Origin of the sequence: Guptibacillus hwajinpoensis, from assembly GCF_020524165.1 — a bacterium.
Classification (GTDB): Bacteria; Bacillota; Bacilli; order Bacillales; family Guptibacillaceae; genus Guptibacillus; species Guptibacillus hwajinpoensis_D.
Window position 1 is genome coordinate 115,518 of the sequence record NZ_JAIVKU010000005.1, and the last position, 11,693, is coordinate 127,210.

The 11,693-nt window shown below is 40.6% G+C and carries 16 protein-coding genes; 8 read left to right on the forward strand and 8 right to left on the reverse strand.

The features are described 5' to 3' along the window. Positions 1-2: 2 nt before the first annotated feature. Both mobB and LC090_RS13590 read right to left on the reverse strand, forming a co-directional pair. Complete coding sequence (mobB, locus tag LC090_RS13585; RefSeq protein WP_226658578.1) at positions 3-512, reverse strand: molybdopterin-guanine dinucleotide biosynthesis protein B; 510 nt, start codon at positions 510-512, stop codon at positions 3-5. After that, on the reverse strand, positions 506-1,765 hold the full coding sequence (locus LC090_RS13590; RefSeq protein ID WP_226659373.1) for a molybdopterin molybdotransferase MoeA: 1,260 nt from the start codon (positions 1,763-1,765) through the stop codon (positions 506-508). Before LC090_RS13590 ends, mobB begins: the two co-directional genes overlap by 7 nt. 141 nt (positions 1,766-1,906) lie before the next feature. Between LC090_RS13590 and LC090_RS13595 the strand changes: the two genes are divergently transcribed. Next, positions 1,907-3,583: a LysM peptidoglycan-binding domain-containing protein gene (locus LC090_RS13595; RefSeq protein WP_226658579.1), complete on the forward strand. Its 1,677-nt coding sequence runs from the start codon at positions 1,907-1,909 to the stop codon at positions 3,581-3,583. A gap of 89 nt (positions 3,584-3,672) precedes the next feature. On the opposite strand, the gene LC090_RS13600 is transcribed toward LC090_RS13595, so the two are convergent. The 3 genes from LC090_RS13600 to LC090_RS13610 all read right to left on the reverse strand — a co-directional run bounded on the left by LC090_RS13600 (position 3,673) and on the right by LC090_RS13610 (position 5,282). Continuing rightward, positions 3,673-3,993, reverse strand: coding sequence for a metal-sulfur cluster assembly factor (locus tag LC090_RS13600; protein ID WP_098443103.1), 321 nt, complete (start codon positions 3,991-3,993; stop codon positions 3,673-3,675). A gap of 82 nt (positions 3,994-4,075) precedes the next feature. Next, positions 4,076-4,843 carry an alpha/beta fold hydrolase gene (locus tag LC090_RS13605; protein ID WP_226658580.1) on the reverse strand — a complete coding sequence of 256 codons (768 nt, stop codon included), beginning with the start codon at positions 4,841-4,843 and terminating at the stop codon, positions 4,076-4,078. Between the two features lie 121 nt (positions 4,844-4,964). Continuing rightward, positions 4,965-5,282, reverse strand: coding sequence for a hypothetical protein (locus tag LC090_RS13610; RefSeq protein WP_224594992.1), 318 nt, complete (start codon positions 5,280-5,282; stop codon positions 4,965-4,967). Between the two features lie 196 nt (positions 5,283-5,478). On the opposite strand from LC090_RS13610, the gene LC090_RS13615 reads away from it, so the two are divergent. From LC090_RS13615 to LC090_RS13625, 3 genes are all read left to right on the forward strand, one after another. Further along, positions 5,479-6,318: a Cof-type HAD-IIB family hydrolase gene (locus tag LC090_RS13615; protein ID WP_226658581.1), complete on the forward strand. Its 840-nt coding sequence runs from the start codon at positions 5,479-5,481 to the stop codon at positions 6,316-6,318. A 91-nt stretch (positions 6,319-6,409) separates the two neighbouring features. Next, a complete protein-coding gene (locus LC090_RS13620; RefSeq protein ID WP_226658582.1) occupies positions 6,410-6,553 on the forward strand; it encodes a hypothetical protein in 144 nt (47 codons plus the stop codon). A 2-nt stretch (positions 6,554-6,555) separates the two neighbouring features. Further along, entirely contained in the window at positions 6,556-6,774 is a 219-nt protein-coding gene (locus tag LC090_RS13625; RefSeq protein WP_226658583.1) for a DUF3813 domain-containing protein, read from the forward strand. Positions 6,775-6,858: 84 nt separating this feature from the next. On the opposite strand, the gene LC090_RS13630 is transcribed toward LC090_RS13625, so the two are convergent. After that, positions 6,859-7,440, reverse strand: coding sequence for an SGNH/GDSL hydrolase family protein (locus LC090_RS13630; RefSeq protein WP_226658584.1), 582 nt, complete (start codon positions 7,438-7,440; stop codon positions 6,859-6,861). A 31-nt stretch (positions 7,441-7,471) separates the two neighbouring features. After that, positions 7,472-8,128, reverse strand: coding sequence for a diphthine--ammonia ligase (locus tag LC090_RS13635; protein WP_226658585.1), 657 nt, complete (start codon positions 8,126-8,128; stop codon positions 7,472-7,474). Between the two features lie 112 nt (positions 8,129-8,240). Between LC090_RS13635 and LC090_RS13640 the strand changes: the two genes are divergently transcribed. Together LC090_RS13640 and LC090_RS13645 are read left to right on the forward strand one after the other, a co-directional pair. Beyond that, positions 8,241-8,735, forward strand: a complete 495-nt coding sequence (locus LC090_RS13640; RefSeq protein WP_226658586.1) for a GNAT family N-acetyltransferase — start codon at positions 8,241-8,243, stop codon at positions 8,733-8,735. Between the two features lie 71 nt (positions 8,736-8,806). Continuing rightward, positions 8,807-9,067, forward strand: coding sequence for a NifU N-terminal domain-containing protein (locus tag LC090_RS13645; RefSeq protein WP_160920145.1), 261 nt, complete (start codon positions 8,807-8,809; stop codon positions 9,065-9,067). Positions 9,068-9,479: 412 nt separating this feature from the next. Here LC090_RS13645 and LC090_RS13650 read toward each other — a convergent pair whose 3' ends face one another. Then, positions 9,480-10,316 (reverse strand): YitT family protein, encoded by an 837-nt coding sequence (locus tag LC090_RS13650; protein WP_224595019.1) that lies wholly within the window; start codon positions 10,314-10,316, stop codon positions 9,480-9,482. A 283-nt stretch (positions 10,317-10,599) separates the two neighbouring features. Here LC090_RS13650 and LC090_RS13655 point away from each other — a divergent pair, with 283 nt between their 5' ends. Next, positions 10,600-11,454, forward strand: coding sequence for a DegV family protein (locus tag LC090_RS13655; RefSeq protein WP_226658587.1), 855 nt, complete (start codon positions 10,600-10,602; stop codon positions 11,452-11,454). Positions 11,455-11,534: 80 nt separating this feature from the next. After that, a complete protein-coding gene (locus tag LC090_RS13660) occupies positions 11,535-11,666 on the forward strand; it encodes a DUF3941 domain-containing protein (RefSeq protein ID WP_098443092.1) in 132 nt (43 codons plus the stop codon). Positions 11,667-11,693: the final 27 nt, after the last annotated feature.

Sequence of the window (11,693 nt, forward strand, 5' to 3'; positions counted from 1 at the left end):
CGTTACCCTCTCCTAACATCCTTCAACACATCTTTTATACAGTCATTCATTTGATCATAGTGGTAGCTATTGCTATTATCCACAGAAACATCGAGAACTTCTTTCATGATCGTACCGATGACATGTTTTTTGTTCAATAAGTTCACGTCATCTTTATCTCGTAGTAGCACAATTTTCGGATAGCTCTCTTCTTTGAACCCTTCCACTAAAATAAGATCAAGATCAAACGAATGATATAAACGAACTAACTGTTCAAGCTCCCACTCTGTTTCTTGCGTAGCTTGGATGGATACCATTCCACCGCCGCTTACACCCGTCACAACGGCTCCAGCTTTCCGATGGCGACCACTATCCTTTTTCTGATCGTACACATCAGGCGTACCGTGCCCATGATGCTTGATCACGCCCACTTTAATACCCTCAGCTGTAGCTTGTTCGATAAATTTTTCAGCAAAAAGCGTCTTCCCGCTATTCTGATAGCCTACTACTTGAATGACCGGTGTCTTTACCACGTAGCCGATCCTTCCTCACGTAGGTGAAGAAGCACAACCGTATCACCAGTTGCAAAACCACGCGTTCCTCCAGGTAAAACGGCAAACGCATTCGCTTCGGCAAGAGAGGTCACGCTTCCAGATTTATCAAGTCCTGTTGGCTTTATGTAAATTCGTCCTTCCTTCTCCTCTGTTCGACTTCGTACAAACCTTGTGAACGGGTTAGGTTTTGGAAAGTCTGTTAACAATTCTCCTTTGCTTTTCTGGCGATAAGGATACTTCGAAAAAAGCGCACGCCTGATGACCGGTCTTGTGAACAGTTCAAAACCTACAAAACATGCTGAAGGATTTCCCGAAAGACCAAATAACAATTTTCCATTCCATTCTGCAACGGTAGTCACACTTCCTGGTCTCATACCTACTTTATTAAATAACACAGTAGCACCGAGTTTTTCATAAATTGCTGGCAGGTAATCGTAATCGCCTACGGATACGCCCCCTGTCGTAATGAGAATATCTACTTTGTTTAAAGCGGTTTTGATTGATGAAAAACAAGTTTCGAAATCATCTTCTAATTTCCCAAAATAAAGCGGTGTAGCTCCAGCATCCTTCACCTGTCCCTCTATCATAGGAGAGTTGCTGTTACGAATCTTTCCAGGTTGAAGGGCTTCTTCTGGATTGAGAAGCTCTGTACCAGTCGCGAATATCCCTACTTCTGGTTTACGAGCTACTGGAACATTGGCATAACCAAACGTTGCTAGGAGAGCCTTCACACCAGGAGTGATTTGTGTTCCTTTCTCAATCAGGACGGTTCCTTCCTGCGTATCTTCCCCACGTAGAGAGAGGTTATCTCCTTTTCTTACTTTTCGTTTCACCTGTATGAACGGCTGCTCTTCTTCCTCCATTTCTTGAACGAGCTCAAGCATAATGACTGCGTTTGTTCCTTCAGGTATCGCGGCACCCGTCATTATGCGGATTGCCTCGTGCTTCTCTGGAACTTTTGACGCAACCGTACCCGCTCCTATCTCCTCAATGACTTTTAACTTAACTGGACGATCTTTCGAAGCTTCATATGTATCTTCTGCTCGGATCGCAAACCCATCATAAGGAGAACGATCAAACGGTGGAACATCATGGTCAGCTACAAGCGCGACTCCTAGATGACGCCCATCGCTTTTTTCTAAAGGAATTGTTTCAATCGAGCCCTCATAGGAGAGGTTCATCACCTTTTGAACAGCTTCCTCCACTGTGATTGGTTTTCTTCTCTCGACCATCATCTCATCTCCATCTGTTCACATTTTCCTCTTTATTGTAACAAAGATTCACTCATACGTTTCAATGGAAAACTTGAATGAATGGCGAGAGTGGTGAATAGATTGTTAGTGATGCATCTTATATGGAAAGGAGTGATGAACATGCCTCAAAGAGAATACTGGGTTAAGCCTGGCGACACGCTACTTAAAATTGCAGAAACGCACGAGCAATCCGTTCATGAAATCAAGCAAATGAATCAGCTTAATTCAAATATTATTTACGTGGGACAAATGCTTCGAATTCCTTCTTCTACAAATCATTCGTATACAGTGAAACAGGGCGATACATTACTAAGCATTTCAGAGCATTACCAAGTTCCTGTCGAAGAAGTGAGAGAACTAAATCAATTACCCTCTAATCTCATTTATGTTGGGCAACACCTTGAAATCCCTCTTAATCGTGCTCGATCGATGCGAATTGACTATACAGTTAAAGCTGGAGATAGCCTATACAGTATTGCCCAAAATTACGGTACAACAGCTCAAAGCATTCAGTCGTTAAATGACTTATCATCAGATGCCCTTTCAATAGGGCAAACGTTAAAAATTCCAGTCTATACGGAAGTTGTTGTTAAAGCAGATCGAGCGAATGTGAGAACGGGTCCAGGTAAAGGGTATAACATCATTGCTCAGATGAGAACTGGAGCGAAGCTTGCAGTTGAAGGTATTCGTGGAAACTGGTACAAAGTTCAGCTATATGATGGCACAAATGGGTGGATATCCGATAGTCTCGTTACCTTTAAAGCGTATGGAGATGATAAGCCGGTATCACGGATTATCGGATATTATACGCTTGAAGAAGGCCCTTCGCTCCCTTCTTCTTATAAATCCTTTGTTTCGAATCGTTCCGCCCTTTCACAGCTAGCTTTGTTTCTTTTTCGAATCAGCCAGGAGAACCCAACAACAATTGAGAAGTTCGGCAAATTTAGCGACAGAGAAATTGAGAAACTCGTCCAACTTGCTCATGATCAAAACATAAAGATCATGCCCGTTGTGCATAACTTACTGTATAAAAAGGGTGACACAGAACCAAGTAAAAAGGTTGTTCAAACACTTGTTTCAAGCGAAGAAAACCGACGAGCATTTGCTTTGAATCTTGTAAAATTAATCGAAAAATATAATTTTGATGGGGTCGATATTGACATTGAAGACGTCTATATTGAAGATGCAGATAAACTAACACTTCTATACCAGACAATCGGAGAAGAGCTACGTAAGAAAGGATATTTCTTCTCAGCAAGCGTCCCATCAAGAGCTTCGGATGAACTCGTCAATCCATTTTCAGATCCATTTAATTATGCTGAAATCGGCAAAGCCGTCGATCAATTCATCGTCATGCTCTATAATGAATTTGGCTGGCCAGGAAGTCCTCCAGGACCTGCCGTAACGGCCGGATGGATGGAAAAAGTGATGACATATGCCAAAACGAGAATTCCACCTGAAAAATTAGTATCCGCTATTTCTGTGTTTGGTTTTGACTTTAACCTTGATAAAGAAAAAAGTACGTACGTCACGTATGATATGGCGATGAAGTTACAGAAAAAATATAATGCCGAAATTCAATTTAATGAAGAGCGTAAAACGCCTTTCTTCCGTTATACAGATGATGAAGGAAACAAGCATGAAGTTTGGTTTGAGAATGAACAAAGCATTGAAGCGAAAATTCGCTTAGCGGATGAACTTGGTGTCCAGGGCGTAGCCTTATGGAGACTAGGGATGGAGGACCCTGCAATTTGGAAGATGATTAACGAAAAAATCATTGTTGAACGTACAGAATAGAAACGTCATTTTACTATATTTGGCTGTTCATGGCATTCCTTCAATATAAAAGAAAGGAAGAGGGAGCCCCTCTTCCTTTTCTCATTTTATCACGTAATACCAAGTGCAATCTTAGCATACCGTGACATATTATCTTTTGACCATGGTGGATTCCAAACGATGTTAACATCAGCATCGTTCACTTCCTCTACATCAGATAGGGCGCGTTTTACATCGTTCACGATGGTACCTGCTAATGGGCAACCCATTGCAGTTAATGTCATAACGACTTGTGCTACACCCTCATCGTTAAGATCAGCTTCGTAGACGAGGCCAAGGTTTACGATGTCTATACCAAGCTCAGGGTCAATCACATTCTCCAGAGCTTCAAATAATTTATCTCTCATTTCTTGATCTGTTTGATCAGACATAGCAATCTCTCCTTTCATAACAAGTGCTTCCAACTTTCATTATAACAAATTCAGATTTAACTTAAACCGAAAAGCCTTAATTCTATAAATGAGTTTTAAACCAGTTCACTAAAGCAAGAACAGCTTCTCGTGAAACTTTATGGCCAGATGTCTCATCTTTAATAAATTTCAGATGTTCTTCCTTCCCAGTATAAAGCGGTTTAATTTGATGATAGAAATCATACGTTAACGTATAAGGAACCACCTTATCAACTGTACTGTGCCACATCATAAGTGGTCGGCCATTAAGTTTATCTTCTTGTAAAGACAGATCATAAGACTGTAAACCTTCAATTTGTTTTTTCATTTCTTCTTCAGAAATCGGTAGACTGAATCCTTCTTCTTTCAAGTAACGAATTTGAGCGTTCGCCAGCTTGAAATAAGACGGCGAACCCATCAAAGAAACGGCCGCTTTAATCCATGGGTATTGCGTTAACGCTCCAAACGTAAGGATGCCTCCCATTGAGGTACCAGACATGCCAATTCGGTCTTCTTGAACGAGGTTTCGATCGACTAGATGCTGTCTTAGTTGGTCAAGCTCGGTTAAGCTTTGAATGACAATCTCCCAAAACACATACTGACGCTTTTTCCCTGACAAATCATTTTCGCGTTCCCCATGATGCACCGCATCAGGAAGAATAACGCGATACCCTTCTTCAGCAAGGAGGTATGCTATATGGAGATTGTGTTCTTTTGCGCTGGTAAAACCATGCTGAAACATAACGAGCGGAAGTTTCTCGTTCGCAAGTTCACCGTCTACAACATGTAGAACGGGTATATTCTCTATGTATTCATTTACAATTGTAATCATGAACTTACCCCTTTCCTCTTGTAACCGTCCTTTCTATCGTACCATTCATATGGTTACATGAGAAATTTGAAGGAAGGCTAGCAAAGAAAAACATGCAAGCGCTGCTTGCATGTTAGGTTCGTTAATTTTTCACTTGCTCTTCATGACTCTTTTCAACGGATTTCATGTTTTCTAATTTATTATAGTACTGAGTTGGAAACTGAGACCCTTCATAAACCATCTTGCTATCTCCGCTATCATCAGATTGATCAGGGGTTGTTGGGTTTCCTGCCTTTTCGATTGGCAAGCTGTCACTGAATTTCTTTGTCACCTGCTTACGCAGTCCGTTTGCCTTCGTTTTTAATTTCGCTCTCTTTTCTTCATCCTTTAATAAATAGGATGAAATGCCGATTGTCCCTGCCGCAATACTTGATATTAGCCATGTTTGTTTCTTAGTCATAATCGACTGCCACCTCCAATGGAATGATAGTTAAAGTTTACCCTTCTTAATAATTCCTCAAACGATGATCTTATCCTTTTAACATTCTTGTCAAAATTTTAATATTACAAAATAGACACTTAATCTTATGCCATGTACAATAAGGGAGTAGATGCATTTGCGCTACGATCAAAAGACACTTTTCAAAGGAGCTTCTATGACAACTAAACCGCATCTAATCGCAATTGATCTTGATGGCACGTTGTTAAACAGCGAAAAGAATATTTCTGAACGCACAAAATCGGTTATCTTTGAAGCGAAAAGGCAAGGGCATCACGTCGCGATCGCAACAGGTCGCCCTTATCGGGCAAGCGTTCGGTATTATAAAGAACTTGCACTTGATTCTCCGATCGTTAATTTTAACGGGGCCTTTGTTCATCATCCCCTGGATCGCTCTTTTGGAACTCATCATTCTCCATTAGATTTAACGATTGCAAAATCAATCGTTTCTTCCTGTAATGATATTAATGTAAAAAATATAATGGCAGAAGTGCTTGATGATGTTTACCTTCATCAGCATGATGAACTTATTATGCAAAATATGATTATGAATGACTCTTCCATTTTCACTGGTGAAATTCATAAAAATTTAAAAGATGATCCAACGTCTCTTCTTATCCACCCTCATGAGCAGCAGCTTGCCGATCTGCGGCAAATGCTGAGAGACCATCATGCAGAAATGGTTGAACACAGGGTTTGGGCTGCCCCATTGAATATTATAGAAATCGTTCGAGCAGGCTTAAATAAAGCCGTTGGTTTGAGACGCTTAGCGGCACACTTTAACGTTCCAGAGGAGAGAGTTATTGCATTTGGTGACGAAGACAATGACCTTGAAATGATTGAATATGCAGGTACAGGCGTTGCGATGGGTAATGCAATTGACGAGTTAAAAAACATCGCGAATGAAGTGACCTTTACGAATGAAGAAGATGGGATTGCCACTTTTCTTGAGGAAAGACTAAAGCTCACTATTTCTGACAAAAGACAGCTATCATAAGCTGTCTTTTTTATTTACTTTATAGGAAATGAAAGCAGAATAATAAATGATTGTTGTACTCATCCTATAAAGGAAAGGGAGGGATTCAATCATGGCAAAGAACAGCAAAACGAAAAGGATGATAAAAGAAGGCGCGGATCGTGCCGTGCAAAACATGGATCAACACGACATGACAAGTTTAAGCAGTCAGCAACGAAAGAAACAGCAACAAGAAAATTTGTCTGGTGGTGAATGAAGATGGGAAATCGTTATTTCCAACTTGCACGTGAAGCGGTAGAAAGAGCAGAGCAAATGGCTACGAACGGACATCCAGATACACAGAATCAAATCAACGTGGCCCTTAACAATCTTTCTGCTGCTTTCCATCAATCAACTAGCGCTGAAAAAGAACAGCTCACTTCATACCAAGAAGTCATTCAAGAACTTAGCCATGAAGCATCCAATAAACCCTTTTAAACTTTCTCTAACGAAGAACCCCCGTCACCTAATGACGGGGGTTCTTCGTTCATGGATGCAACTCCTTTGAATGAAGTCACTTCTTTAGAATAATTTAATGATCGGTTTCATTCTTGCTTTTCGCCCCAAGGATCTCAATACTTCTTTCGTGATTAGTTTATATCCCTTAGCACTTAGCTGAACGCCATCCTTCTCGTAAAGTGTTTTACTTTTTCGGTTTTCATGAATAAGTTGCCAGAGATCAATGTGTCTCGTTCCAAAGTTCTTAGCCAGAAAACGAATTCTTTCTGCATACCCTTCAATTTTCTGATTTGTTACTGAAGCATTTTCCTCATTCATTACCGGTGAAGGTGAAATGAGAATGACTCGTTCTGGAGGAAGATTGTTCACCATATAACCTATATTTCTTTCAAACTCGCCTATGTCTGAACCATCAATGAGGCATGCTTCCTGCGTACCAAAGAAAATCGTGACATAGTCCGGTTGGTAACTTAAAACATCTGATTGAAACCTTGATACTCCTTCTCGTGAAGTTGGGGTTGAACCTGCGTTAATAACGATCCATTCATCGAGAGCTCCTCTAATTCTAGACGTTAGTCGCTCATTTCCCTTATCGTCCACTTCTCTAGCAGTTAGACAATCCCCGAAACAAACAAGTACCGGCATTTCTTCCTCCTCCTTTCTTTCCTTACTCACGTCAAGAAGTTAATCTTGCAGATTGATATGATCCCTGTTGCATGATTTCGCAAATTTCAAAAGAGACAGCTTTAGAAAATAGCGGTCCATCATAAACAAATGTATGGAATTCCCCATTCTCTCCACATGGATCGACGTGTTGAGGAAGCTTTTCTAAAAAAGCAGCATCAAATGGCTTTCCGATCCAATCAGCCTTCAGACACGATTCATCCACACTAGTAATTATTGCTTTAAATCCATTTGAGAGAAAACGTCTCGCTGTATGTAAAGTTGATTGTTGCCATAAGGGATAGATACTTTTAAGTTGATGATCCTGTAGTAGAACATTTCGATAGTGCCGTATTTCCTCCAAATACAAATCGGCAAACGCAACAGCATTCATCCCTTCACTTCGAAACAAGTCGTATTGTTCCCCAACAAGCTTCTCGTATTGCTTATTTGTACAGTTATCTGGTAAATTGGTTATCGTTAGAGGAAGTTCAATGGCAGCTGCCTGTTTTTTTAACAGCATCGTATCGACTCCGTGGAATGGAATTGATCCATTCGTTTCATTCACCGTTGTCCATAATTTTTTCACTTGTAATTGAGAATTTGTCAAACAGTCATATAATGCCATGGCGCTATCTTTTCCAGAGCTCCATGAAAAAACGATATTCATCTTGTAAGCTCCTTCCCTACTCTTATAGACGAATAGAAATGGCTGAATGTTTCAAATATCCTGCAATTAAATAAATATTTTATTCCCGACCTCTTAAAAGGGATTGAAGGTGATGGGGTCGAAACAGTATGACGGAGGTGGAACGGTAATGAATGTGTACCAATTATCGAGCCAGACAGATGAAGAAACGATCGAAAAGGTTTCAAACTTATTAATGAAGCAAATTACCCGTTCTGATCAGAATGGAAGCTATGAAAAGCTCGTTAAAGGGGTAAAGCTTGCCCTTGAAGAACAAACAGCTTCTAGGATCGTCGTTGCAGAATCTGACGATGAAGTGCTTGGCGTGGCTTTTTTTAATATCGGAGTTAGTCTCGCAAGTGGAGGACCTTATATTTGGTTAAATGAATTGTTCGTTGACCCGGATGCTCGAAATCAAGGGATTGGTAGAAAACTCCTTCTTCATGTGATTTATTGGGCAGAAAATGAAGGCATTAAAGGCATTGAACTTGAAACGGGAATTAACAATGCGATTACGAAACATTTGTATAATTCTCTTGGTTTTCACGACATTGTTTCAAAACGATACGGCTTTACGTTCTCTTCTTAATTAGAATGGTTATTTGCTGGTAGGAGCGTTTCTGATACACTAGTAGATGATAGCGAAAGGAGGCGTATACTATGGAACTACGCGTAGACCGTACACCAAACCCAAATGCAGTTAAAATTACTGCTGACCAACAGCTTTTTGAAGGGTCTTCCAGTCACTCTTTTAAAAAGAACGACACCCCTGACCATGCGATGGCAGCTGCTCTTCTAAAATTAGAGGGCGTTGATAATGTATTTGGTTACCAGGATTTTATTACAATTAACAAAATGCCTGAAGCTGATTGGGATACTTTACTTCCTGAAGTGAAGGAAACCATCTCTAATAATGCATAGAAAAAAGTTCCTCAGGACGAGCCTGGGGAACTTTTTTAGATTGTAGCGGATTTAAGCTTGCCAGCTCAGTGGGCAGACACTCGGTCACTTCATCCTATAACTCGCACAAAAAACGTGTTCAAGTTATAGGGCTCCAGTGCCTGCCGTGTCTAAACGCCCACTTCCGCTTTTCATGAGATCCAGCTACGACTCGCAGAAACTGCGATATTTCGCTCTTTCACCAGAACACAAAAGGCGTGTTCTAGTTCATGAGCTCCAATATCTCCGTTTCTAAACGCTCGTCTCCGCTTTTCTTGATCTAGCTGCAGTGGGCAGACACTCGGTCACTTCACCCTATAACTCGAACACAAAAAACGTGTTCAAGTTATAGGGCTCCAGTGCCTGCCGTGTCTAAACGCCCACTTCCGCTTTTCTATTCTGTTCTAAAGAATCCAAAAATGCCTGTGGTGTTGACGATGTTGGTGAAAGCGGTTGGGTCGATGTCCTGGATGATATGCTCCAGGTCATAAAGTTCATATCTTGTAACAACGATCATCAGCATCTCTTTTGGTTCGCCACGATAAGCTCCTTTAGCAGGAAGTTTGGTAATTCCTCTTACCAAACGATCGTGGATGGCTTTTTGCATTTCGTCACCTTTTGCTGTAACGATCATCGCTGTTAGTTTTTCGTGACGAGTATGAATGACATCAATCACGCGGGAAGATACATACAACGTAACAAGCGTGTAAAGCGCTTTTTCCCAGCCGTACAGCATACCAGCTGTTAAAATAATGAGGGCATTCATACTAAAGAAATACGTACCAATGGGACGGTCTTTCATTCTAGAAAGAATCATGGCGACAATGTCCATTCCCCCTGTGGAAGCCCCCCATTTTAACGTGAATCCAATACCGATTGCGGCAATAACACCGCCAAATACAGCATTTAATAAGATATCCTCTGAAAGCGCTTGAACTGGAATGATTTCAAGAAAAATAGTGGTGGCTCCTACACTGATCACACTATATAATGTAAAGGACTTCCCTACTTTCTTCCAACCAAGAATCGCAACAGGAATATTAAGTAACATGAGTAATATACCTGTGGATATGTGAATCGGTGTATAGTCACTTAGCACGCTTGAAATGAGCTGCGCAATCCCTGTAAACCCGCTCGCATACACATTTGCAGGAATGAGAAACAAGTTAAGAGATACGGCTCCTAGAATCGCACCTAAGAGAATGACAATTATTTTTTTTACTTCTTCCAATTCGTACACCTTCTTTTTTTGAAACAGAGCTTAACCCGTTTACAGAATTTTAAATGAGTGCCAAAAAACCAATTTTATTTAGACTAGTGATTGTTCCACCTTAGGATAGGAACAGGCGCCTTTGCCATGTTTATCTAAACAAACAATTTTATCTACGTCAACTGTTTTCTATTCAACTAATTCAATAGGTTTGATTTCCCTAGAACTACGGGATAAACTTTAAGAAAACAGGATGAAAGCTACATACGTATTTTATTAAATGAAGAAGGGACGATGGTCCACTATGAACGTAAAAATTATTACAGATAGTGCTTCAGATTTGCCAGAGGATCTTGTGAAAAAGCATCAAATCGAAATTATGCCTTTAATGGTTATCATCGGTGATCAAGAATATTACGATCGAGAAGAGATTCAAGCAAAAGAATTATACAAAATGTTACGTGAAGGAACAATGGCGAAAACGTCGCAAATTCCACCAGCGAGAATGAGGGAAACCTTTACGAAGTATGCCGAACAAGGACAACCTTTTATCTATATTGCCCTTTCATCCGGTATCTCAGGCACTTATCAATCTGCTGCAGTCATAAAGAATGAAGTGCAGGAAGAATTTCCCGATGTACAAATGGAAGTGATTGATTCAAAAGCAGCTTCACTTGGTTATGGTCTTATGGCGATTCATGCTGCCGAGCTTGCTGAGAACGGCAAATCGTTCGAGCAGATTTCTGAAAGCTTACACAGAAACTATTTAACACACATGGAGCATATCTTTACAGTTGACGACCTCGAATTTCTTCAGCGCGGTGGCCGAGTGAGTAAAGCTTCTGCTTTCTTTGGCGGAATGTTAAAGATTAAGCCAGTGCTACATGTAGAAGATGGAAAACTTGTTCCTATTGAAAAAATACGGGGTAAAAACAAAGTAACAAAGCGTATGGTCGAAATCATGCAAGAACGAGGTGTCAATCTCCAGTCTCAATTAATCGGTATTTCACACGGAGATGATCTTGAAAGCGCCGAAAAACTTAAAAGCGCCATTCAAGAGACCTATGGAAGTGAACACTTCGTCATTCATGAAGTAGGTGCTACGATTGGTTCACACTCAGGTCCAGGCACGCTCGCTTTATTTTTCCTAAATAAGTAACTTCCTTCTACATAGGATGTCGCATAATCGTGTACTCTATAAATGTGCATGGCCATCCTGACAGTAAGGGAGGACTTGAATTGTCGTCAACAAAAGATAATAACAAAAAACCTGTTGATAAAAACGCGAAGCGAATGTTGAAAAACAGGTTAAAAGAAGAAAACCGTGAAGGCGGAAAGCATCAATATTCAAAAGACACCGATCATTTATAGGGCTTTAAACTGAAAGAAACCGGCTAC

Excerpts from the sequence above, each read along its gene's own strand:
- LC090_RS13620 (WP_226658582.1), top strand. The coding sequence starts at position 6,410 with ATGGCAAAGAACAGCAAAACGAAAAGGATGATAAAAGAAGGCGCGGAT.
- LC090_RS13645 (WP_160920145.1), top strand. The coding sequence starts at position 8,807 with ATGGAACTACGCGTAGACCGTACACCAAACCCAAATGCAGTTAAAATT.
- LC090_RS13605 (WP_226658580.1), bottom strand. The coding sequence starts at position 4,843 with ATGATTACAATTGTAAATGAATACATAGAGAATATACCCGTTCTACAT.
- LC090_RS13640 (WP_226658586.1), top strand. The coding sequence starts at position 8,241 with ATGGGGTCGAAACAGTATGACGGAGGTGGAACGGTAATGAATGTGTAC.
- LC090_RS13635 (WP_226658585.1), bottom strand. The coding sequence starts at position 8,128 with ATGAATATCGTTTTTTCATGGAGCTCTGGAAAAGATAGCGCCATGGCA.
- LC090_RS13590 (WP_226659373.1), bottom strand. The coding sequence starts at position 1,765 with ATGGTCGAGAGAAGAAAACCAATCACAGTGGAGGAAGCTGTTCAAAAG.
- LC090_RS13610 (WP_224594992.1), bottom strand. The coding sequence starts at position 5,282 with ATGACTAAGAAACAAACATGGCTAATATCAAGTATTGCGGCAGGGACA.
- LC090_RS13655 (WP_226658587.1), top strand. The coding sequence starts at position 10,600 with ATGAACGTAAAAATTATTACAGATAGTGCTTCAGATTTGCCAGAGGAT.
- LC090_RS13630 (WP_226658584.1), bottom strand. The coding sequence starts at position 7,440 with ATGCCGGTACTTGTTTGTTTCGGGGATTGTCTAACTGCTAGAGAAGTG.
- LC090_RS13625 (WP_226658583.1), top strand. The coding sequence starts at position 6,556 with ATGGGAAATCGTTATTTCCAACTTGCACGTGAAGCGGTAGAAAGAGCA.
- LC090_RS13600 (WP_098443103.1), bottom strand. The coding sequence starts at position 3,993 with ATGTCTGATCAAACAGATCAAGAAATGAGAGATAAATTATTTGAAGCT.
- LC090_RS13615 (WP_226658581.1), top strand. The coding sequence starts at position 5,479 with ATGACAACTAAACCGCATCTAATCGCAATTGATCTTGATGGCACGTTG.
- LC090_RS13595 (WP_226658579.1), top strand. The coding sequence starts at position 1,907 with ATGCCTCAAAGAGAATACTGGGTTAAGCCTGGCGACACGCTACTTAAA.